Raw genomic sequence first — 21,928 nt, forward strand, 5'->3', positions numbered from 1 at the left:
CCGTGCTGAAGCAGGTTGCCGAGGGTGTGCTGATCCACGAGAGCGAGTTCTGCCTGACCAACGCCGTCGTCGTGCAAGGCCGGGCCGGCGTGCTGCTCGTCGACGCCGGAGTGCTCGGCTCCGAGCTGGCCGCCCTGGCGAACGACCTCCGCGCGTGGGGCCAGGCCTCGTGGCGGGCTTCTCCACGCACCCGCACCGGGATCACCTGCTCTGGAGCGCCGAGCTCGGCGCGGCCCCCGGTACGGCACGGCTGGTTCCCTACGGCAGATCGAAGGGCAGCTTGATGCCGTCGAGTGTGTGCGCGCACGCGCACGTCCGCTCCGCGGGTAGTGCCGCGACCGCCTCCAGCAGCACCTCGCGCAGACGAGTGGTGTTGGCGGAGAAGACCGCGAAAACCTCCTCCATGGTGACCCCGTGGTCACCTTCCACCCCGGCGTCCAGATCGGTGACGAGCGCGATGGCCGAATAGCACAGCGCCAGCTCCCGGGCGAGGACCGCCTCGGGATGGGCGGTCATGTTGACGATCGTGCCCCCGATCGACGAGAACCAGCGCGACTCGGCCCGGGTGGAGAAGCGCGGCCCCTGCACGACCACCACCGTGCCACCGTCCACCGCGTCGACACCGTGCCGGGCACCTGCCGCCAGCACCGTCGCCCGCCCGTGCGGGCAGTACGGGTCGGCGAACGACACGTGCACCGCGCCCGTGTCGTAGAACGACTGCTCCCGGCCGCTCGTCCGGTCGATCAACTGGTCGGGCACCACGAACGTGCCCGGGCCCAGCTCAGGGCGCAGCCCACCCACGGCGCACGGCGCGATGATCTGGCGCACGCCGAGCGACCGCAACGCCCACAGGTTGGCACGGTACGGGATCTTGTGTGGTGGGAAGCGGTGATCGCGGCCGTGCCGGGGCAGGAACGCCACCCGGCGGCCACCCACCTCCGCCACAGTGATCTTGTCGGACGGTGCTCCGTACGGCGTGGACACCTCGTGCTCCGTCGCGTTGTCGAGCAAAGCATAGAGTCCGGAGCCGCCGATCACCCCGACGTCTGCCACCAAAGATGCCTCGGTCATGCGCAGACCTTATCGGTGGCCTGAGACGCAGGCTAATGTGCGATGCATGGCGTTGACTGCTCACCCGGTCACGGCCCGGATGATCCTGCGCCCGGCGATTCGCCGTGGGCAACGGGGGTGCCGTGCATAGCGAGGAACAGCGGATCGGAGGCCGGTCGATGGAGTCGATGACCGGTCAGTTGCTGGTCGCGACCCCCGCACTGAAAGACCCCAACTTCGACCGTACGGTCGTCCTGCTCGTCGCGCACGAGGCCGGCGGCGCCCTCGGCGTGGTCCTCAACCGCGCGACCGAGGTGCCCGTCGCCGAGGTCCTCGGCGGCTGGGGTGAGCTGGCGGGCGAGCCGCCGGTGCTGTTCGAGGGCGGCCCGGTGCAGCCCGAGTCCGCGATCTGTCTCGCCCGCACCCGCCCGGAGGTGAAGAAGCGGGTGGCCGGCTTCCACCAGGTGGCCGGGGCGCTGGGCACGGTCGACCTCTCGATTGACCCGGAGCGGCTGCGGGAGAGCCTGATCGGGATCCGGGTCTTCGCCGGCTACTCGGGCTGGTCCGCGGGCCAGCTCGAGAGCGAGATCGCCGCGGGATCCTGGTTCGTGTTCGATGCGCTGCCGGGGGACCCGTTCGTGAACCGGCCCGACGATCTCTGGGCCATGGTGCTGCGCAGGCAGGGCGACATTCTGGCGGCGGTCGCGCACTTCCCGCCGGACGTCTCCCTCAACTGACGCGCCGGGCCGGGGCCCTGCGCGCGGGGGCATGGCGGGGTGTGTACTATTCCGTGAGTGCCCGGGCGACCGGGTGCCGCAAGGGGCTGTGGCGCAGCTGGTAGCGCACCACACTGGCAGTGTGGGGGTCAGGGGTTCGAGTCCCCTCAGCTCCACCCCTTGATGAGACAGACCAACGCCCTGGTCGGGACCATGATCCCGAAGCCAGGGCGTTCGTCGTTCCGGCGGCTAACCGGCCTTGCGTGCCACTAACGTGCCACTCGGGTCCGTGATCTTGCTCCCACGTGCTGCCCGTGTGCCGAAGGTCGTGCACGTGGAGGCCCAGCGACCTCGGGATGGGTGCCCGCCCCGCCGGCCCTCCTTGGGCGTACTTCGCCAGGTGGATGTCGACATCGCCCGTGAGTCCCTTTGGCAGACCCACCCGCCGTTCCCTGCCTCCGCCTTCGGATCGTCGTCGACTTGTGTGCCGTCTTCCATTTCCGCCGCCGCCACCAGGTAGTCATTGGCCGCCCCCGCGTAGGCCTCGTCCGCGATCAGCATGTCCGGCTTCCCACACGGCCGTCGCGGACTGCACTGAACGGACCCAGCTACCGACCCCACAAACGACCCGGCTCCGCCGGTTCGACAACCACCCAGACACCAGGTAGAACTACACGCCGAGGTCCACCACCTGGGGAATTACGTGAGCCAAACCCCGGGGAATTACCCAAGCGGGAGGAAACCACATGCAACGGGGAAAGACACTGATCCGTGCGGTGACGGCAGTGCTGCTGACAGGGGCGGTGGGCCTCGCGTCCCCGGCGCCGGCCTCGGCGGTTACCGACGGCGGGCCTCCGGGGCCCTTTAACCACTCCTGCTTCGGCTACGTCGGCACTTTCAAGGGCGGCTCGTCGATTCGGTCGGCCGACTGGAATAAAGACGGCCGCACGGACGAGTGCTTCGGCATCGCTCCGGGCCGGACGATCTGGCACGCCTGGCCAAACTCGGGCGGGTGGAAGCAAATGCCGAACAACGGCCGGGCCGACGAAGTCGTAACGAGTTTCAAGAACTCGCGAGGACAGCACGAGGTCACGGTCCGGGTCTTCGACGCCGACGGTCATGAATACTGCTCGACGCTGACGTCATCCTGGCAGCCCTGGGTCCACTGCATCGCCTAGTACGATCCGATCGGTACGCCGCAGTCCGTTCCGGGCCGCGGCGTACCGGTTCCGGGAGCGTGGCCGAGGAGAGCTCCCCTATTCCTCGAAGATCTCCAGCCTCGTCGTGCGCCAGAAGGCGAGCCGCCGCGCCGTGGGTAGGAGGCGCTGAGCCCTCAATCGAGCCGTTCACGGCTGCTGCCCCGGGCTGGTCCATCGTCAGTGGATTCGCGCGTTTTCTCAGCTTCGAGTCGCCGCGGCCGATGTAGCGGCCCGTGACTGCGAGGTATCCGTGGGCCCGGGTGGCTGCCGCGCTCGTCGGCATCGCGGCGGTCCTGGTCGCGTTGGTCGGCGTGACCAACCGACTCGCCGCTGGGAAGCGGTCTCCTTATACAACGGCTGGATGCGGGCCTTGCCGACTTGACGCCCCCGAGCGCGTGGGCGCCGGGCCAGCTGGCGGGATCGATACAGACGCCCTCGCTGCCGACATTGTCAAGCACGCGCCGTTTGCCGGATCGGTTCCCCTCGGCGAGGCGTTGACCATGACGGGCGATCCCGGCTTCATAGCTCGGGTCCGGGTCCTCCGCGGGATCGACGCGGGGTCATACACGGTGTGGATTCAGAACCGCGGGACCGAACCGTTCGATGGTTCGCTCTCGACCGGCGGCGTGCTGCTGTTCACCGGCCAGGGCAGGCCATATCGGCCTGAGGTAAGAACCCTCCCGACCGGGACGGCCCCGCCGGAGGGGATCGGTCCAGAGCGTGAGGCCGACCTTGCCCTCACCTTCAAGATCCCAGCACAGGCCAAGCCCACCGGGCTGGCACTCACTCTCCACCTCGGGCAGTACAACCCGAACGCGTTATGGACCCTGGCGCCCTGATCCGATCGGGATCTTGAACGGCGATTGGTGCAGGGAGCGCTACGGGCGGGCCGGGCGGATCCAGGGGTCGAGGATCAGGTGGTCGAGGCCGATCGCGGCGAGCTTGTCGTACAGCGGCTGCGTCAGCTGGACCATGTTCACCCGCATCTTGCCGTCCTCCGAGGTGACCAGGTAGATGCCCGAAGCGGGGTCGTCCATCAGGGCCCCGACCGCCTGGCCGGTGGTGGTCTGCAGCCTGGCCTCAGCGGCGAGGCTGTGCCCGCCGGGTGCGGCGACCACGCAGAGGTTGTCGGTGTAGATCGCGGTCAACGCCGCCCGGGCCTGGCCGACGTCGCCGTTCACCACTGTGACCACCAGGATGCGGGCGTTCCCGAGGTGCGTCGCGAACGGTGCTGCGAACTGGTCGGCGTGTGCCTGCAGGTAGTCGCGCACCTGGTCGTCGGACCAGTCTTCGCCGTCCCGCCAGCCACCGGCCGGCGCTGGGCACGGTGGGGCGTCCGGCAGGTCGGAGTCCCCGAGCACACCGGCCGACGTGGGCGAGTACGGCATCCGCTGGATGTCGGACAGTCCGATCGGATGCCACCGGCCGCGCAGCGTCACGCCGTCCGTCGGCCTGACGCCCGGCACCGGGATGCCGTACGGGCAGGTATCGCCGCCGAGCGAAATGGGGACCGGCGCCGGCGCGCACAGTTGCGCATCCTCGACCCGGCCGCTCGCTTCGACGAGATCGCCGTCCCGGACGATCAGCTCGGCCCGCCCCACTGGAGCGATCACCGGTACCGGTACCGGTCCCGGTGCGGGTTCTGGTGTCCGGTGAGCGGCGAACCCCAGCGCCCCGGTGGCCAGGAGCGCGGCTGCCGCCCCGGCGAGCGGCACCGACCAGGCCCGCCGCCTCGGTGTCACCGACCGGCTCGCGTCCGACTCGGGCGGCGGTGCCGGGGTGGCCGGCCCGAGATCGTCAACCGCGCTGGGCGGGTCGTCGCTCAGTCCAGGGCAGCGATCAACAGGCACGACTTGTCCTCTGCCAGCTCTGAAGTCCGCGCACCGGTCCGACGCTAGGCGTTGATCGAGTCCTTGGCGTCCCCCGAGCCAGCCAACCGCACGTCCGAACGGAGGAACAGGTCACAATCGACGAGCTCACCCGTCCGAGCGTGGGCGGGGTCAGCAGGACAGCACCTGGAAGATCGCGAACAGCAGCCCGGCACTGACGAGCAGCCCCAGCACGGCCCCGCCCAGGTACGGCCACGGGCGTGGGCGGGTCGCCCCCCACCAGGCCAGCGCGATGGACAGCACCGCGGTCAGCGCCATGGCGGCGCCCATCGGCAGGCCGATGATCACCGGCAGGCGGTGCGCGTCGGCTCCGCCCCGACACGGCTCCGAGGGGGCGGCGGAGATCAGGCCGTACAGGCAGCCGAGCGCCGTGGACACGATCAGCGGGACGGTCAACGACGCCGCGGTCACGGTGGGCCACGTTCGCATGGACCGGGAGGCTAGGCCCCGATCGTCACGGAAACAACACTGCCTGATCTTCCGTACGGTGCCGGCGGGGACAGCTCGTCCCCGTCCCGGGCGCCGTCAGCGCAGGCGCAGGTGCAGGGTCTCCAGCGCCTCGGGGGAGTCCGGCACCTTGATCCGCGGCTCCCGCATGCTGAACCCGGTCACCGCGAACACCGCACCGACCGCCATGAGCAGCACACCCAGGCCGATGACCAGCCAGGTGACCTGTTCCGCGTGGTAGGAGCTCAGCAGGGAGGCGCGCATCGACTCGCCCGCGAGGGCGGCCTGCTGGGCCTGCACCAGCTTCTCATCGGTACGGCCGCCGGCCGCCGGCTGCGCGGACAGCTCCGCGAACGTCTTGCCGCCGGTGACCTGCGCCACCTGCGCCGAGATCAGATCGGCGTACGCCTTCGCGTCGCTGCCCGAGGTGACCTTCTCGCCGGCGTACCGCTTCAGGGCATCCGGAAGCTGGGCCGTGTCCGACGGGAACGCGATCTTCTGGGCGGCCAGCTCGTGCTTGATCGTGGCCTGCTCCTGCGCGCCCTGCAGCATCAGCACCGGGCCTGCACCGGCCATCACGACGCCGACCACGGCCATCAGCACGCTCGCGATTCCCCGCGACCTCCGCATAGTCCTGCCCCCTCCGTACCGTGCCTGGCCCTGTCGTGTGCCTCTGACGTCCGGAAAGATCGGCCGGGGCGCACCGGTTCGTAGGTTTCGTGGGTCACACCGCTGTCCCCGAGCGGCGTCTCAAATGCCGGAATTCTTGCTAAGGGTTGCCTACCCCGCGCCGATGACTTCTCTCGAGCCGTCGGAGAGGGGTCTGCATGCAGCACGCACGTCGTGTCGTCCGGGGTGCACTCTGGGTGGCGGCGCTGGCCGGTGTGCTGGCCGCGGTGGCTCGTCCGCATGGAACGCGGACGCCGCAGCAGGCGTTGAAGGACTTCCTCGTCGTGCTGGCTCCCGGCGCGAAACCCGGTGAGGTGCCCGCGACCGCCGCCGCGCTCGTCGCGCGGGTCGGCGGGACCGTGCACGAGACGTACGCGAGCGGGCTGCTCGGATTCTCTGCCCAGGTGTCGCCGTCCGCGGCCGCCCGGCTGGCGGCCGACCCGGCTGTGGCGTACGTCACTCCTGACCAGGACGTGTTCGCCTCGGCCGCGGAGCAGGCGCCGTCGTGGGGCCTGGACCGCGTCGACCAGCGTGCCCGCCGCCTGACCGGCGCGTACAACTACCCTGCGACCGGCGGCGCCGGCGTGACCGTCTACGTCCTGGACAGCGGCGTCCGCATCCAGCACCGCGACTTCGGCGGCCGGGCCCGGTACGGCTGGGACTTCATCGGCAACGACGCGAAGGCCGACGACTGCGAGGGCCACGGCACCCATGTGGCCGGCACGATCGGCGGCAGCCGGTACGGCGTGGCCAAGCGCGTCCGGCTCGTCTCCGTGCGGGTCCTGGACTGCAACGGCAAGGGCAGCTACGCCAAGATCATTGCTGGCATCGACTGGGTCACCCGCCACGCCGCCCGCCCGGCCGTGGTGAACATGAGCATCGACGGCCCGGCCTCCCCGGTGCTCGACGACGCGGTACGCCGCGCGGTTGCCGCCGGTATCACGTTCGTGGTGGCCGCCGGGAACTCGTCGCGCGACGCGTGCAAGTACTCGCCCGCGCGGGAGCCGTCCGCGCTGACCGTCGGCGCCACGAACCGCAGCGACCAGCGGGCCCGGTTCTCCAACTACGGCCGGTGCGTGGACCTGTTCGCTCCGGGCGACTCGATCACGTCGGACTGGGATTCCGGCAACAACGCCCACCAGGTCATGTCCGGTACGTCGATGGCGGCACCGCACGTGGCCGGCGCGGCCGCGCTGCTGTTGTCGGCGCACCGGGACTGGAAGCCGAGCTCGGTCCGGGTGGCGCTGCTGCGGGCAGCGTCGCGGGGCAAGGTCGGTTCGGCCGGGCGCGGCTCACCCAATCTGCTGCTCTGCACCTGCCGCTGACGGTCCCGCCTGCGGGAGTTCCGGAGCCTGTGCCGGCGGCCTCGCTCCGCCGGGCCGGTGGGCGCCGAGGCGATGACGCCACCTGCCAGGCCCGATGAGGGCGCCCCCGCCGGGTCGGTGGTGCCCTGCTCTGCCGGTGGCGGAAATGATCGACCGTTCTCTGCCGTGGCTGGTCTCCGTGCAGCGTCCGGCTGTGCCGTGCACCCGGCATTCGCCCTGCCGGCCGACGATATATCCGCTGCTAGCGTCTCGGCGATCGGTTGATGATCAACGGATCCGGCTCCCGGCCCGTACACCACCCCAACCACACGATGATGGCGGGCATTCATCGATTTTTGTAAGCGCTGTCGCGTCCATCCGATGTGGTTGGTGGTGCGGCCCGGCCGCGCTCGGTGATGTTTGCACGGCGCGTGAAGCTTCCGCGTCGCTGATCAATGTGGAGTGATGCGGGGAGTTGCCGCGTGGTGACGCGGAGCGTGCACATTTCCCGATTCCCTGAATTGCGGGCTCATCTTTACGGAATTTGAACCGCTGATGCGTGCCGTCCCGTACTGGTGCGTGACAGGCATCGACGGGTTTACGACGAGGAGTGGTGATGAGACTGCGACAGCGACGAGGTTCCGGTAACAACCGCAGGCTGATCGGCGCCGCAGTCTTCGCAGGGGTGCTGGTGGCCGGTGGGGTGACCGGCGTGCAGTTCGCGTCGGCGGGCGAGAACCACGCCATCACCAAGGCGGCCGGGGTCCTCACGGTCGACGGGCAGGACTTCGACGTCTCGAAGTGCGCCCAACTGCAGGTCAACGGCGGTGACGTGATCTGCGACGGGGAGAAGTTGGCCCCTGCCGACCAGAACGCTGCGGACAAGGCGGCACTGTCCGCCGCGGCCCTGGAGACGGCGTGCGACACGTTCGCGGCCGACCAGGGCGCCGCGGACGGAGCGGCCGGTAACGGCAACGCGGCGGCCGGTAACGACAACGCCGCAGGCAACGACAACGCGGCGGCCGGCAAGGGCAATGCGGCGGGTCAGCGCGCCGACAACGCCAAGAAGGCGAAGCGGGCCGCCAAGGCCATGCGTGCCATGCAGGCCAAGAAGGCCCGCGCGGCAGCGGCCAAGGCACGTGCCGCGGCCAAGGGCGCCGGCAAGGGCGCGGCCAACGGCCACGGCAACGCCGCGGCTCAGGGCAACGCGGCCGACAAGCAGAACAACAACCAGAACAACAACGGCGCCGACCAGGGCAACGCGGCCGGGGCTGCCAACCAGAACGCGGCCGGTCAGCAGGGTCAGGACGCCCAGGTGGCGGCCGCCCAGCAGGCGCTGCTGCAGGCGTGCCTCAACCTGGCCGACGCCAAGAAGGCGGCGGACCAGAACGCGGGCAACGCGGGCAACGACAACAACAACGGCGCCGCGAACGCCGGCGACAACAACGCGAACGACCAGGGTGCCAACAACAAGGGTGCCAACAACAACGGCAACGACCAGGGCGCCAACAACAACGGCAACGACCAGGGCGCCAACAACAACGGCAACGACCAGGGTGCGAACGACAACGCCGGAAACGCGGGCGCGCACAAAGGCGGCAAGGCGAACAACGCCAACAACGCCGGTGGCGCAGCGGACAAGGGTGCTGTCAGCAACCAGGATTGACGAAAATCAGGCGCGGCCCGTCACCATCTCGGCGGGCCGCGCCTGACTCGTATCCCATTCTGCTGTCCGGCCTCGAAGTCAATTGAGGTCGGACATCAGAATTACTTTTCGTTGGTGCCGGAAAGCCCCGTCTGCTTGTCGAAGTTCGGCGGCGCATTCCACTTCTGCAGATAGGATTTACCGCAGTTCGTGACCTTGGCCTTGGCCGTACCGTCGGTGTGCGTGTCGGGGTTCGTCACCGTGAGGTCGGTCGGCGTCAGGCAGTGGCCGTCCACGTCGACGATGCGGTAGCTGCTGGTCTTGTCGCCGTCGATGGCGCCGTACATGATCCATTTCAGCTCGGGCGGCACGACGCCGGGCGTCGCGGGGCACGACGTCACCGTCACGTAGGCGTTCGCCGCGATGGAGCGCGGGCTGCGCAGGCAGACGCCGGGACTGCTGGTGCCGGTGGTCCGGAATCGTCCGTACGTCGGTGTGACGAGCGACGTGGAGATCGCGGGCATGGTCCACCGCTGGTTCCACGAGACGTTGCCGTCCGGGGCCTGCTTGCAGAACCACACGATCATGTACGACATGTTGACGTCGTGGTTGGTGACGTCGAGGCATCGGCTGAACTGCTGGTAGTTGATGAGCTGCCCGGTGTCGACCGACGCCATGCCCGCACCCACGGCGGCCTCCGGCCGGAACACCTTCTGGTTGGCGGTGCCGCCGCAGCTGCCGATCACGAGCGGGCCCGCGACCCCCGCGGTCTTCAGGTTGAGGCAGTAGCCGTCGAGGTTGACGCCGTCCGAGGTGCCCTGGAAGTTCGAGCTGTTGTCGAGGCTCCACTGCTGCCGCGCCTTGCGCCCGAGGCACGGCTGGAACGTCACGGCATCGCCGCTCTTGTGCGGCACCGGGGCGTCCAGGCAGAGGCCGGCCGGGTTGACGATCTCGGAACCGATCAGCTTGATGTTGAGGTCGGGGGTGTAAGCGAACGTCTGGTCGCTGCGCAGCGGGGTGATGCACGGCTGCATCTGTACGGCCTGACCCACGGTCGGCTTCTTGCTGGTCGTGGCGTCGACGTCCATGCACAGCTTCGGGTTGGTCGGCTGGTCGAGCCGGATGTTGCCGCCGTCGATGTTGACGTTCGTCGTCTTGAACGTGTACGTCGTCTCCAGGGTGCGGGTGTCCTTCGCGCCCTGGCTGGGTGATGCACCCTTGTCGCCGGTGCCCGTCACGACAACCTTTGCCGTCGTCGGCACGTCCAGCGGCGGGCAGGGCATCGCGGTGCCCGACTCGTCGAAGTAGGTGATCGTCACCTTGTACTTGGTGCCGTCCGGGTTGGTGCCTGCCATCAGGCACGGCGGCAGCGCCTCGGGCGCCCCGGCCTTCGTCACGTCGATGGCCCCGCGAAGTTGCGCGAGCGCCACGTCCACGCCCGTCCGGGCGGACTCCATGGCATCCGTTCGCTCGGAGACCGTCCGGGTGCTGCCGACCTGGCGAACCACGACCGGCACCATCGCGGCGGTGGCGGCCAGGCCGATCGTCGTCAGGAGCAGCGCGAGCGGTAGCGAGCCGCGCTCGCCGTCCTCGCGGGGTCCGGACCAGCGCACGATCCTCAACTCGGCCTCCCTGCACCGCACGCGTTGGTGGTGTCGTTGTGTGAGTCGCTGTCGGTGTTCACCGCCGTGAACGAGGTGTCCACCGTGGTTTCGCTGCCCGCCAGCTTGGTCATGAATCGAATCCGCAGCCGGTCGAACGCCGTGCTGAAGTTCTTGCCGTAAGACGGTGCAATGGACGTCGGGTACGGCGCGGCAGTCGCGTACGGCTGGGTGCCGGCTTCCTGACGGTCGAACGGTGGCTCGCCGGGCGCCACGACGATGTTCGACGCCACGGTGGTCCACGGGCCGGTCGTCAACACGGCTTTGGTGTTGGGGTCGATCGTCCATCGCATGAACGACAGGACCCCGGTGCCGTCCTGACCGTTCGGGGCCGCTTGTGGTTTGGTGTCCAGGCGCAGCCGCACGCACCGGGTCGCGTCGGACTCCGCGAACTCCACGTAGTAGCGATTCCGGTCGGCGGCGACGATGACCGGCGGCCCGGGCTCGGAGATCCACGACGCGTAGCGCAGTTCCCGGTCGAATCGCTGGAACGCGGTGTGCAGCTGGCTCTGCGCGTTGGCGCGGGTGTCCGAGAGATTGTTCGCGCGGTAGACCTGCATGACTCCGGTCGTGAACATCGCCCCGATCACGCTCATGATGCCCATCGTGACCATCATTTCGATCAGCGAGAGACCTTCGTCGTCACGTCGCGTCGCGGCCCGCTGCAGCAGCTTGCGCATCACGTCACCTTCCACGTGAACATCAGCGTCGCGGTCCGGTTCGAGTTGTCCGTCACGTTGATCGAGACGGCGTAGGTGCCGCGGGCGGTGGGCTTGCCGGAGATCACGCCGCTGGAGCTGATCGTCAGGCCGGGCGGCAGGGTGGTGCCGGCCGTCCAGACCTGCTGGCCGGAGCCGCCGGTCGACTTGGCGTTCAGCGACACGGTCGCACCGAGCGCGGTGGTCTGGTCCGGCGACGCCGGGTTCGGTACGGACACCTGCAGGTCACTGGGCTGGTCGTTGGTGATGTTCCAGATGATCGTGTTGGTCGCCGTCCGGCCCGTGGCGTCGGTGACGGTCACGGTCGTGACGTAGCGGGTGCCGAAGGTGGGCGTGCCGGTCACCTTGCCGGCCGAGTCCATCGACAGGCCGGGGGGCAGGATGTCCGCCGACCACTTGTACGGCGTAGCGCCCCCGGTTGCGCCCATGGTGAGGGTCAGGGGGGTGCCGATGCGCGCGGTCTGCGCGGCGACGGCGTTCACCGCCAGCGGAACCACGATGTTCCACTTGAACGTCTTCGTCGTCACCGACCTGTTCCGGCCGTCCGTGACGGTGATCGTGACGTCCTGGTTCTGCGCGGTCGTGGGGGTGCCGGTGATGAGGCCGGTCGACGAGTTGATCGACAGGCCGGTGGGCAGGTTGGTGGCCTTCCACGTCAGCGCGGGGGGCGTCGCCCCGCCGGTCGCGGTCGCCACGTTCAGGGACACGGGCTTGCCGAGGTCGCTGGTCTGGTCGGCGGGATCGGTGATCTTCAGCGCTGGGTAGACGTTCAGCGTGAAGTTCAGCGTGTCCGTCTGGCCCTTGCGGTCCGTCAGGAGCACCGTGACCGGCCAGCTCCCCGCCGTACCCGTGGCAAGCGGGGGCTGCGTGACCGGCGGCCCGGGAATCGGCGGGTTGATCCTGCCGGATGCGGTGTCGTACGGGATCCCCGCGGGCATGCCCGTGATCTTCCAGGTCAGCGCCGGCCACCCGCCGCTGCTCAGCAGCTGCAGGGTGTACGGGTCGCCCTCGTACGTGTACTGGGTCCCGGGATCGACCAGGGCCGGCGGCGGGCGGTTGAGGTCGAACTGCGGGTCGTCGGCGACGCTGGCCAGCGTCGACGCCACGACGATGCACGTGCCGCCCGCACAGCTCGCGGCCGGCCAGTCCACCGACACGACGACCCGGATGTACGGCAGGTACGACGAGTCGCCGACGACGTGGGTCTTCGTGCAGGCCGTGGCCGCGCCCGATGCTGCACCGGCCGCGGTCTTGGTCTGCCAGCACCTGCCCACGTACCACCGCTGGTTGTACGTCACGTTGTTCAACTTCGTCGCGACGGCTTCGGTGGGCAGCGGCGCCTGCGCCCCGTCGGTCGGCAACGTCGAGGCCGCGGCGTCGTACGCGGACTCGGTGTCGGTGAGCTCGGCGGCCACCGTGGGGGGTGCGGTGTTCCACTCGGTCTCGGCGGTCTGCTTACCGCGCCCGTCCAGCATCGTCTGGGGGTCGAGCGCCCGGACGCGCTCGATGGCGTCGTTGGCGAGCTGCACGGCGGTCTGCCGCCAGCGCTGCTGCGAGACCAGGACGACGGAGTTGACCATGAACGGCGCGATCGCGGCCATGACCGTACCGATGATGGCCAGGCCGACCATCACCTCGATGATGGTGACGCCCGCGTCGGCGGGTGGCGTCGAACGGCACGACCGGCGCGCAGTGCGCGTCCAGAGTCGCGCGATGGCGCGGGCCCGACCGGCTGGCATACCCCTCCGTCCGATGGTCGCGTCGGAGCCACGGCGGTCCCGACATCTCAGACGACCCCATCGACCTGCCCGCGGCGGACCTGAGAAAGATCCGCGCGGACTTCGCGGAACCGGCAGCCGATGTGGCACCGGCGGGTGCGGTTCCGCCCGTCGGTCACCGTGAGTAGGCTCTCGGTATGACCTATGCGGTCCCGCCGACACGCACCGCGGCCGTGGTACGCCAACTCCGTAACGAGATCATTTCCGGGGAGCTGCCGCCGGGAACGCTCGTCAAGGACGCCGAACTGGCCGCCCGCTTAGGGGTGAGCATCACCCCGGTCCGGGAAGCCATCGCCCAGCTCTCCGTCGAGGGCTTGATCGACATCGCCCCCAACCGCACCCGGCACGTGACCAAGGTCACCCAGAAGAACGCGCTGGAGCTCATCGACGTGATGAACGTGCTGGCGTGCGCGGGCTTCGAGTGGGGTGTGGAGAACCTGACCGAGACCCACATCGACCTGATGCGGCAACGGCAGAAGGAGTTCGTCGAAGGGCTGCGCGCCGGCAACACGCTGGCTGCCGGCGCCGCCGGCGCAGACTTCAGCACGATCGTGATTCTGGCCAGCGGCAACCGGGAACTGCAGTCGATGGTCGACCTCGTGGTCGCCCGGACCCTGCGGATCCTCGCGATGGGTGCCGAGAGCGAGCTGTGGACCACCTGGATCCGCGGACACGACGCGATCCTGGAACTGCTTGAGGCAGGCGACCGCCGCGGCGCGGTGGAACGGTACCGGCAGATCTATGTGGAGTACCGCGCCCAGGTGGAGAGCCACCTCTTCGACGTGGGCTGACGCTACTTGGTGGTCGCGCTCGGGGCCGGGGTCACCTCGTTGGCCGGCCCGGAAACGAACGCCTTGAGCGTGAGGTTGAGCGTCATCTCATTGGGCTTGTCATTGCTGCTCAGGTTCGACGAGTCGATGAGCAGCGCTCGCGGCTGGACATTCTGCAGCCGGGTGAGGAACGCGCTGAGGTCCTCTGGGCTGCCACCCGCCGTCAACGTGATGGCGAGGGACTCGACGTTGGTCGCACCGGCCACCGGCGTGGCATCGGCGATGGTGAGGCCGCTCACCGGGACGCCCATCGAGTCCCCGATCTTCTGCAGCTCGCGCAGGAAGTCGGGCATGCCCGAACCGGACGTCAGCGCCTCCTGGTAGGAGTCGAGCTTCGCCTGGTACTGCGGCAGTTTGGCGTCCTCCGCCGCCAGCTCCGAGTTCTTCTTCCGGAGCTGGGTGAGCTGTGTCTGCGTATCGCCGGCCTCGCCGTGTCGTTCGTCGGCCTGCGCGTACGTGGGGTGGATCAGCAGGAACCAGCTCGCGACCGTCAAGAGCACAATGAGCACCACTCCGCCGAGAAGCCAGATCCGGTCGACGTGACGGGAGTTCATCAGTTGCCTCCGGTGCTCTTGCAGGGGGTGGTGAACCGACCGCACCTCGCCGTACTGCGGATGTCGGCGTTGAGGCTGAACTGCACGCCGCCGCCCCCGTCGACCTGCGCGACGCTGGTGACGAACGGGTTCACGACCATCGGCACCTTGGCGAGCGAGTCGACGTACCTCGCGACCGCGTTCTTGTCCTTGGCCGTACCCATGATCTGCAGGGTGCCCATGGTGGCGCTGGTGACCGGTGCCGCCGTCTTGGCGGCCGCGCCGGCCTTCGTCTGGGCGTCATCGAGCTTGGCGCTGATGCCCGAGACGGTCACCTCCGTAGTACCGGTGTGCCGCAGCGTGTCCATCAGCGTCGTGTACGGCAGGTCGTCGGCCATGACGGCCTTGAGCTGCCCCACGATCATCGTGGTCTGCGCCTGCACGTCGACGACCTTGCTGTACTTCGCCTGCTTCCGCTTCTGGTCTTCGACCTGCGCCTTGGCGTCGGCCAGTTCCCGGTCGGCGGTGCGTGTCTCGTGCTGGGCGTGCAGGAACCATCCCCCCAGCAGCAGGACGACGCCGACGAGTGCGCCGAGCACCGCGGTGCGGGCACGACGTGCCCGCCGGCTCGCGACGACCTCCTCGGGCAGCAGGTTCGCGGTGATGGTGAGCAGGCGGGTGGCCCGCAGCGGGCTGGCCTGCGGGTCGACGGGCATCAGGGTGGTCGCCATCAGGCTGCCGCTCCGAGGGTCAGGCCGATCGACACCGCTGCCGACGGCACGAAGATGTCGAACCCGCGCGGCTGGGCCTTGCGGGTGTCGCGCAGGCGACCAGCGTTGTCGGCGTACATCACGGCGACGCGCAGCTGTTCCTGTACGTGTTCGGCCAGGCCGGGCATGAGCGCGCTCCCGCCGCACAGCGCCACCCGCGTGACCTGCTTCTGGCGCTCACCGGAGGCGAGGTACGTGAATGAGCTGCGCAGCTCGTTCACCAGCGGGCGGATCGCGTCGGACACCGCGGTCGCGCTGTCCGGGCGCTCGTTGCCGTGCAGCCCGAAACGGCACTTGATGGCTTCCGCCTCGGCCGCGTCGACGCCGAGCCGCTCGGCGATGCTCCGGGTGACCTCCGCGCCGCCGCGGGGCACCGTACGCACGAACAGCGGCTCGCCGTCCGCGTGCACGACCACGCTGGTCACCTCGGCGCCGATGTCCACGATCGCTTCGACCTGCGCATCGAGCCGTGAGGCAGCCCGCAGGAGGGCGAACGAGGCCAGATCGACACCCTGGACCCGCAGGCCGGCCTTCTCCACGGCCTGAACGGCGGTGAGCACCGCCTCCTTGGGTACGGCGATCAGCAGCCCGCGTACGGTCGGGTTGTCGCCCGCCTCTTCGAGCGGGTAGAAGTCCAGCAGCGACTTCTCCACCGCGAGGGGCAGCATGTCGCGCACCTGGAACGGCAGCGACTTCTGCATCTCCTTCGGCGGCAGGTTGGACACGGACACCTCGCGGACGACGAGCTGCGGGTTGGTCACGCCGAGCACGACCCGCTTGGTGTCGAACTTGCACGCCGCCCAGAGCTGCTTGACCGCCGCGGTGACCGCGAGCGGGTCCTGCACGACCCCGGCCTGCACGGCTCCCTGGGGCAGGGGGATCTGGCCGAAGTTGGTGAGCGTGTGGTCCTCCTTGCCGCGACGTACCTCCACGGCTCGGATGGACGACGAGCCGATGTCCAGCCCGATCGGATTGACGCCAGCCATCGGTTTCCTCTCTTCGCTCAGAACTTCGCTCAGACCGCGGGGCCGAGCAGGGACGAATACCAGTGGGAGATCGGCGCTGCCGCGAAGACCGCGAGGAACGCGCCGGCAAGCATGTAGGGGCCGAACGGGATGCGGGTCTTGCGGCTCGCGAGCCGGGTGACCAGCAGGGCCGCGCCGACCACGCCGCCGAGCAGGAAGCCGGCGAAGGCGCCGACCGCGACGGAACTCCAGCCGAGCCAGCCCAGGTAGAAGCCGAGCAGCGGGGCGAGCTTCACGTCGCCGAAGCCCATACCGCGGGGGACCGTGGCCAGCAGCCGGTAGAACCCGTACAGCACGAGTGCGGCGGCCAGGCCGCGAAACCCGGCGGACCAGCTGTGCTCGGCGATCATGGCGGGCGTCAGCAGGACCAGAGCGACGCCGTACGACGGCAGGACGATCTGGTCGGGCAGGCGCAGCACGTCCAGATCGATCGCGGCCAGCGCGACCGCGATGGCGGCCAGGTAGAGGTACGCGGGCAGTTCCCACGACCAGCCGAATCGGGCCGCCACCGCCACGAACAGTGCCGCGGTGCCCGCCTCGACGAGCGGGTAACGGGCGCTGATCGGTGCCGCGCAGTCCGCGCACCGGCCACGCAGCAGCATCCAGCCGAGTACGGGCAGGTTGTGCCGCCGGCGTACCGCGGAACTGCACTGGGGGCAGTGCGATCCCGGCTTGATCAGTGACTCACCGCGCGGAACGCGGTGAATGACGACGTTCAGAAACGAACCCACCGCGAGCCCGAGGAGGCCGACGATGCTGAGCAGCAGCGGCTGCGGCATGGCGGGTCTCCTTTCGCTCGCGGTGGGTGTGGGCGACCGGGTGGCGCAGGGACGGCGCCACCCGGTCGAAGTGCGTCAGGAGCAGGTGGCGATGTTGACCGCGGGGGTCGGCACGGAGACGGAGCCACCCTTGGTGCTGTCGTAGAAGTAGACCTTGCCGCTGCCGCCGGTGTTGTGCGCGCAGACCTTGTACGACGAGGCGGTGCCGACGTAGGTCAGCTCGGTCTTGTCGGACAGGGTGACCAGCGAGGTCGTGCCGGTCGCGGTGCCGAGGTTGAAGCTCGCGGCCTGCTTGCCGGCCGGCGTGGTCGGGTAGGCGTTGCCGTTGTCCGTGTAGTACTGCTCGATCGTGCTGATCGCGCCGCGGACGTCGGACTGGGCGGACTTGTCGGCTGCGCCCTGGCGGTAGTTCAGGTAGACCGGCACCGCGATCGCGACCAGGACGCCGATGATGACCACGACGACCAGGAGCTCGATGAGGGTGAAGCCCTCGTCGCCCTTCGCTGCGCGCAGCCGCTTGATGGTGTCTCGCATGGGTATTGCCTCCGTGCAGTGGGGTGGGTGGTGGGCGGTGCCTGCGGGCTGGGGACCCGCAGCCGAGCTCCAGAGCGTCAGTTGCTCTGGATGTTCTGGTAGATGGTGAACATCGGAAGGTAGAGACAGATCACCATTCCGCCGACCACGGCTCCCATGACGAGGACCATGATTGGCTCGATGGCGGCGGTCAGCGATTCGGCTGCGCTGTCGACCTCCCGGTCATAAAAGTCGGCAACCTTGTCGAGCATCTGACTGATCTGACCGCTTTCTTCTCCGACCTCGATCATTTGGGTGACCATCTCGGGGAAGATCTTGTGCAGGCGCAGTGCGGTGGACATCGGCTGGCCGTCGCGTACGGCGGACTGCACGTCACGCATGGCGACGTTGATGACCTCGTTGCCGGCGGTCTCGCCGACCACGGCGAGTGCCTGCATGACCGGCACACCGACGTTGAGCAGCATGCCCAGGTTGCGGGAGAACCGGCTCATCGCGAGTTTGCGGAACAGCGAGCCGAACACCGGAAGGCGCAGCTTCAGCTTGTCCATGAAGAGCCGCACGTCCTCGCGCGTACGTATCAGGTGCTTCAGCGTCAGCGTGCCGCCGATCGTGACGACCAGGAAGATCGGCCCGATCCACGGCAGGTTGTGGCTGACGTCCACGAGGAACTGAGTGATCGCGGGCAGCTCGCCGCCGAGGTTCTTGAACATCCCCTCGAAGATCGGCACGATGAACTTCAATACCGCGCCGATCAGGACGAACGTGAACCCCAGCACGATCGCGGGATACGTCATCGCGCTCTTGATCTTGCCGCGGAGCGCGGTGTCCTTCTCCAGGTTGATCGCGATCTGCTCCAGGGCGCGGTCGATCATACCGCCGGCCTCGCCGGCCCGGACCATCGCGATCATGAGGCGCGGGAACGCCTTCTCGTGCTTGGCCATCGCCGCCGACAGCGAAACACCACCCGCGACATCCGCGCGGACCTCGCCGACCGCCTTCTTCAGCGCCGGAACGACGGTCTGCTCCTCCAGGATGGACAGCGACCGCAGCAGCGACATGCCCGACGCGGTCATCGTGGCGAACTGCCGCGAGAAGACCGCGAGATCCTTGAGCTTGATCCGGCCGCCGAGGCCCGGGATGCTCAGCTCCCGGCTGAGGCCCTGACCGGCCTGGGTCAGCTCCAGCGGCACCTCGCCGCGCTGGCGCAGCAGGTTCGTCGCCGCGGCTTCGTTGGCGGCCTCGACCGTGCCCTTGGTCTTGCGGCCATGAGAGTCGATGCCGCTGTACTGGTAGGTCTTCGTCGCTGGCATCAGATCACATCCGTCCGATGAGTCGCTTGAGCTCTTCCGCGGAGTGGCAGATCTCCAGAGCCGCGTCCAGGGACACCAGGCCCTCCCGGACCCGGTCTGCCAGGTGCTGGTCGAACGCCAACATGCCGTCGTTCGCGCCCGCCTGCATGAACGACGGGATCTGGTGCGACTTGCCCTCGCGGATGAGGCTGCGGATCGCCGGGGTGGCGGTGAGGATCTCGCACACCACCACACGGCCCTTGCCGTCGGCCCGCGGCGCCAGCGCCTGGGTGACCACGCCCTGGAGGCTGGCCGCGAGCTGGGCACGGATCTGCAGCTGCTGGTGCGGGGGGAAGATGTCGATGACGCGGTCGATCGTCTGCGTCGCGCTCTGCGTGTGCAGCGTCGCGAGTACGAGGTGACCGGTCTCCGCGGCCGTCAGCGCGGTCGACGTGGTCTCCAGGTCACGGAGCTCACCGACGAGAATGACGTCCGGGTCCTGCCGCAGAGCGTGCTTGAGTGCGCTCGCGAACGTCTCGGTGTCCGCGCCGACCTCGCGCTGGTTCACGATGCTGCGCTTGTGCGGGTGCAGGAACTCGATCGGGTCCTCGATCGTGATGATGTGCGAGGACCGGCTGCGGTTGGCCAGGTCCAGCACCGAGGCGAGCGTCGTGGTCTTGCCGGAACCGGTCGGGCCGGTCACCAGCACGAGCCCACGAGGCAGGTACGCCAGCCGGGACACGGAGTCGGGCATGCCCAGCTCGTCCAGCGGCTTGATCTTGTGCGGGATGGCCCGGAACACCGCGCCGAACGAGTTGCGCTGCACGTAGATGTTGCCGCGGAACCGGGAGACGCCGACGATGCTGTGCGCGAAGTCGAGCTCCTTCTCGCGCAGGAACGTGTCCCACTGCTTCGGGTTCAGCGCGGCACGCGCCAGCAGGGCGGTGTCCGCGGCGTTGAGCTTGCCGTACCCCGGTAGGGGTCGCAGGCCGCCGTCCACGCGGATCATCGGGGGCGAGCCGACCGTCAGGTGCAGGTCGGAGCCGCGCGACTCGACAAGCATGCGGAGCATCTGGTCGAGCACCGCCAGGTCGCCGGAGCCGTCGTAGGCCGGTTCGGCCGGCGCGGCGTAGGGGGCGGCGCCCTGGTCGAGCGTGTGCATAGCGCGGTACCGACAATCTCTGCGGAGGGACTGACGCCCACACATTCGGCAAGGTGGAGGGCCGCTTTAGAGCCCTTAAAGACCGAATTGGGCGCACTGTGGCACTGGTTGGGCTACGATTCGCGACCCGGATGCACAGGGTCACAACAACGCGACGCTGTGTGGTGACCGAGGGTCAGATCGCGACGCGCATGACCTCGCGGACCGAAGTGAGGCCACCGGCTGCCTTGGCCAGGCCGTCCGCGCGCAGGTCGTACATGCCCTGGGCGACGGCCACCTCGCGGATCTCGCCCGCCGAGGCCCGGCGGATGGTGAGCGACTCGATCTCGGGGGAGACCGGCATCACCTCGTGCAGCGCGATCCGGCCCCGGTAGCCGGTGTTGGCGCAGTTACGGCAGCCCTTCGGCCGGTACAGCGCCTCCGGCACGGCCAGGTCCTGGTACGGCCACCGCGCGGCCTCCAGCTCCTCGGCCTCCGGGACGTACGCCTCCTTGCACCAGTCGCACAGCCGCCGGCCCAGCCGCTGGGCGAGTACGGCGTCCAGCGACGAGCCCACGAGGAACGGCTCGATCCCCATCTCGGTGAGCCGGGTCACGGCGCCGGGGGCGTCGTTGGTGTGCAGCGTGGAGAGCACGAGGTGACCGGTCAGCGACGCCTCGACCGCGATCTGCGCGGTGTTGCCGTCCCGGATCTCACCGATCAGCACCACGTCCGGGTCGGTACGCAGGATCGCGGGCAGCACGGCCGCGAACGTCAGCCCGGCCTTGGTGTTCACCTGGACCTGGTTGATGCCGCGCAGCCGGTACTCGACCGGGTCCTCCACCGTGATCACGTTGATCTCCGGCTTGCTGATCCGGCCCAGCGTGGCGTACAGCGTGGTGGACTTGCCGGAACCGGTCGGGCCGGTGACCAGGACCATGCCGTGCGGCTTGGTGAACGACTCGGCGAACCGGGTGAGGTTGTGCTCGGTGAAGCCGAGCTTGTTCATGTCCAGGTCGATGCCGCCGGTGTCGAGCACCCGGAGCACGATCTTCTCGCCCCACACGGTCGGCAGGGTGGCGGTCCGCAGGTCGACCGTGCGGTCCCGGATCAGCGCGGTGATGCGGCCGTTCTGCGGGATCCGCTTCTCGGTGATGTCGACACCCGACATGATCTTGATGCGGGAGGTGAGCGCGGCCATGACACCGCGCGGGACCGTGTCCACCTCGTGCAGCACGCCGTCGATGCGGTACCGGACCCGCATCTCGTCCTCGGTCGGCTCCAGGTGCAGGTCGGAGGCGCGGTTCTGGACGGCCTGCTCGATCAGGTTGTTGACGTAGCGCACGATCGGCGCGTCCTCGACGCTGGTCGCCTGCGCGGTCATGCCCGCGGCGTCGTCCGCCGCTTCGTCGCTGAAGTCGCCCAGGTCGCTGGCCTCGCGCTGGAGCCGCTCGATGATCCGGCGGACCTCGCTGCGCTGCACCAGCACGCACCGTACGGACATGCCGGTGGCCGCGCGCACGTCGTCCATGGCCACGACGTCGCCGGGGTCGGTGACGCCGACCGTCAGCTCGCCGTCGTTGATCATCAGGCCGAGTACGCGGTGGCGCAGCACGACCGGCAGCGGGATGCGCTTGAGCGCGGCCGGGTCGGGGGAGAAACCGACCAGGTCGAGCGTCTTGAGCCCGAATGAGGCCGCTGCGGCCTCGGTCAGCTGCTCCTCGGTGACCACCTGGTCGTTGATCAGGACGGCCCGGACGGATCGGCCACTGCGCTGGGCCTCCTCCGCCGCGGCGTCGACCGCATGCGGATCGACACCGATCTGCTTCAGCGCGTCGAGCAGCGGTCGGAACGTCTGATCCATGTCATCCCCGGGGACGAAAACGAAAGCGAAGAGGGTGTACGTCTGTCCCATCGGACACCCGTACGCCGAACTGAGCGGCGGCCTTG

Annotated in this window: 22 protein-coding genes and 1 tRNA gene; 8 read left to right on the forward strand and 15 right to left on the reverse strand. The window is 69.1% G+C overall.

From position 1 onward, the window contains the following. Positions 1 to 2 precede the first annotated feature (2 nt). Positions 3 to 284: a hypothetical protein gene (locus tag ACMCNK_RS28060; protein WP_412739340.1), complete on the forward strand. Its 282-nt coding sequence runs from the start codon at positions 3 to 5 to the stop codon at positions 282 to 284. Here ACMCNK_RS28060 and ACMCNK_RS28065 read toward each other — a convergent pair. After that, complete coding sequence (locus ACMCNK_RS28065) at positions 259 to 1,071, reverse strand: S-methyl-5'-thioadenosine phosphorylase (RefSeq protein WP_412739341.1); 813 nt, start codon at positions 1,069 to 1,071, stop codon at positions 259 to 261. The two genes, ACMCNK_RS28060 and ACMCNK_RS28065, sit on opposite strands and share 26 nt — an antisense overlap. Positions 1,072 to 1,229: 158 nt before the next feature. Between ACMCNK_RS28065 and ACMCNK_RS28070 the strand changes: the two genes are divergently transcribed. The 4 genes from ACMCNK_RS28070 (at position 1,230) to ACMCNK_RS28085 (ending at position 3,804) form a co-directional block, all read left to right on the forward strand. Continuing rightward, positions 1,230 to 1,787: a YqgE/AlgH family protein gene (locus ACMCNK_RS28070; protein ID WP_412739342.1), complete on the forward strand. Its 558-nt coding sequence runs from the start codon at positions 1,230 to 1,232 to the stop codon at positions 1,785 to 1,787. 82 nt (positions 1,788 to 1,869) lie between these two features. After that, positions 1,870 to 1,942, forward strand: a tRNA-Ala gene (locus ACMCNK_RS28075). A 570-nt stretch (positions 1,943 to 2,512) separates the two neighbouring features. Further along, positions 2,513 to 2,944 carry a hypothetical protein gene (locus ACMCNK_RS28080; RefSeq protein WP_412739343.1) on the forward strand — a complete coding sequence of 144 codons (432 nt, stop codon included), beginning with the start codon at positions 2,513 to 2,515 and terminating at the stop codon, positions 2,942 to 2,944. A gap of 521 nt (positions 2,945 to 3,465) precedes the next feature. Beyond that, entirely contained in the window at positions 3,466 to 3,804 is a 339-nt protein-coding gene (locus ACMCNK_RS28085; protein WP_412739344.1) for a hypothetical protein, read from the forward strand. 39 nt (positions 3,805 to 3,843) lie between these two features. Here ACMCNK_RS28085 and ACMCNK_RS28090 read toward each other — a convergent pair whose 3' ends face one another. The 3 genes from ACMCNK_RS28090 to ACMCNK_RS28100 form a co-directional block, all read right to left on the reverse strand. After that, complete coding sequence (locus ACMCNK_RS28090) at positions 3,844 to 4,815, reverse strand: hypothetical protein (protein WP_412739345.1); 972 nt, start codon at positions 4,813 to 4,815, stop codon at positions 3,844 to 3,846. A gap of 150 nt (positions 4,816 to 4,965) precedes the next feature. Then, positions 4,966 to 5,283 carry a hypothetical protein gene (locus tag ACMCNK_RS28095; protein ID WP_412739346.1) on the reverse strand — a complete coding sequence of 106 codons (318 nt, stop codon included), beginning with the start codon at positions 5,281 to 5,283 and terminating at the stop codon, positions 4,966 to 4,968. Between the two features lie 96 nt (positions 5,284 to 5,379). Then, a complete protein-coding gene (locus ACMCNK_RS28100) occupies positions 5,380 to 5,904 on the reverse strand; it encodes a hypothetical protein (RefSeq protein WP_412739347.1) in 525 nt (174 codons plus the stop codon). A gap of 224 nt (positions 5,905 to 6,128) precedes the next feature. Between ACMCNK_RS28100 and ACMCNK_RS28105 the strand changes: the two genes are divergently transcribed. Together ACMCNK_RS28105 and ACMCNK_RS28110 are read left to right on the forward strand one after the other, a co-directional pair. Further along, positions 6,129 to 7,295, forward strand: a complete 1,167-nt coding sequence (locus ACMCNK_RS28105; RefSeq protein ID WP_412739348.1) for a S8 family peptidase — start codon at positions 6,129 to 6,131, stop codon at positions 7,293 to 7,295. Between the two features lie 595 nt (positions 7,296 to 7,890). Further along, positions 7,891 to 8,940, forward strand: coding sequence for a hypothetical protein (locus tag ACMCNK_RS28110; RefSeq protein WP_412739349.1), 1,050 nt, complete (start codon positions 7,891 to 7,893; stop codon positions 8,938 to 8,940). 101 nt (positions 8,941 to 9,041) lie between these two features. Here ACMCNK_RS28110 and ACMCNK_RS28115 read toward each other — a convergent pair whose 3' ends face one another. From ACMCNK_RS28115 to ACMCNK_RS28125, 3 genes are read right to left on the reverse strand one after another with little or no spacing between them, the layout of a single operon-like run. Beyond that, the gene (locus tag ACMCNK_RS28115; RefSeq protein ID WP_412741021.1) at positions 9,042 to 10,532 is read right to left on the reverse strand and encodes an RICIN domain-containing protein; all 1,491 of its coding nucleotides are present in this window, start codon (positions 10,530 to 10,532) and stop codon (positions 9,042 to 9,044) included. 5 nt (positions 10,533 to 10,537) lie between these two features. Beyond that, entirely contained in the window at positions 10,538 to 11,260 is a 723-nt protein-coding gene (locus tag ACMCNK_RS28120) for a type II secretion system protein J (protein ID WP_412739350.1), read from the reverse strand. Next, complete coding sequence (locus tag ACMCNK_RS28125; protein ID WP_412739351.1) at positions 11,260 to 13,038, reverse strand: putative Ig domain-containing protein; 1,779 nt, start codon at positions 13,036 to 13,038, stop codon at positions 11,260 to 11,262. The genes ACMCNK_RS28120 and ACMCNK_RS28125 overlap by 1 nt, the downstream gene beginning before the upstream one ends. A 176-nt stretch (positions 13,039 to 13,214) precedes the next feature. On the opposite strand from ACMCNK_RS28125, the gene ACMCNK_RS28130 reads away from it, so the two are divergent. After that, the gene (locus ACMCNK_RS28130; RefSeq protein ID WP_412739352.1) at positions 13,215 to 13,868 is read left to right on the forward strand and encodes a GntR family transcriptional regulator; all 654 of its coding nucleotides are present in this window, start codon (positions 13,215 to 13,217) and stop codon (positions 13,866 to 13,868) included. Between the two features lie 2 nt (positions 13,869 to 13,870). Here the strand turns inward: ACMCNK_RS28130 and ACMCNK_RS28135 are convergent, their stop codons facing one another. The 8 genes from ACMCNK_RS28135 to ACMCNK_RS28170 form a co-directional block, all read right to left on the reverse strand. Next, on the reverse strand, positions 13,871 to 14,461 hold the full coding sequence (locus ACMCNK_RS28135) for a hypothetical protein (protein ID WP_412739353.1): 591 nt from the start codon (positions 14,459 to 14,461) through the stop codon (positions 13,871 to 13,873). Beyond that, complete coding sequence (locus ACMCNK_RS28140; RefSeq protein WP_412739354.1) at positions 14,461 to 15,171, reverse strand: PilN domain-containing protein; 711 nt, start codon at positions 15,169 to 15,171, stop codon at positions 14,461 to 14,463. Before ACMCNK_RS28140 ends, ACMCNK_RS28135 begins: the two co-directional genes overlap by 1 nt. Then, positions 15,171 to 16,196 (reverse strand): type IV pilus assembly protein PilM, encoded by a 1,026-nt coding sequence (pilM, locus tag ACMCNK_RS28145; protein WP_412739355.1) that lies wholly within the window; start codon positions 16,194 to 16,196, stop codon positions 15,171 to 15,173. The genes ACMCNK_RS28140 and pilM overlap by 1 nt, the downstream gene beginning before the upstream one ends. 29 nt (positions 16,197 to 16,225) lie before the next feature. Further along, positions 16,226 to 17,014, reverse strand: coding sequence for a prepilin peptidase (locus tag ACMCNK_RS28150; RefSeq protein ID WP_412739356.1), 789 nt, complete (start codon positions 17,012 to 17,014; stop codon positions 16,226 to 16,228). Positions 17,015 to 17,089: 75 nt separating this feature from the next. Then, on the reverse strand, positions 17,090 to 17,548 hold the full coding sequence (locus ACMCNK_RS28155) for a type II secretion system protein (RefSeq protein WP_412739357.1): 459 nt from the start codon (positions 17,546 to 17,548) through the stop codon (positions 17,090 to 17,092). 77 nt (positions 17,549 to 17,625) lie between these two features. Next, positions 17,626 to 18,858, reverse strand: a complete 1,233-nt coding sequence (locus ACMCNK_RS28160; RefSeq protein ID WP_412739358.1) for a type II secretion system F family protein — start codon at positions 18,856 to 18,858, stop codon at positions 17,626 to 17,628. Positions 18,859 to 18,862: 4 nt separating this feature from the next. Further along, positions 18,863 to 19,999 carry a type IV pilus twitching motility protein PilT gene (locus ACMCNK_RS28165; protein ID WP_412739359.1) on the reverse strand — a complete coding sequence of 379 codons (1,137 nt, stop codon included), beginning with the start codon at positions 19,997 to 19,999 and terminating at the stop codon, positions 18,863 to 18,865. Between the two features lie 175 nt (positions 20,000 to 20,174). Continuing rightward, positions 20,175 to 21,842: a GspE/PulE family protein gene (locus ACMCNK_RS28170; protein ID WP_412739360.1), complete on the reverse strand. Its 1,668-nt coding sequence runs from the start codon at positions 21,840 to 21,842 to the stop codon at positions 20,175 to 20,177. Between the last annotated feature and the right edge of the window lie 86 nt (positions 21,843 to 21,928).

Origin of the sequence: Krasilnikovia sp. MM14-A1259 (genome assembly GCF_047159535.1) — a bacterium.
Taxonomy (GTDB): domain Bacteria; phylum Actinomycetota; class Actinomycetes; order Mycobacteriales; family Micromonosporaceae; genus Actinoplanes.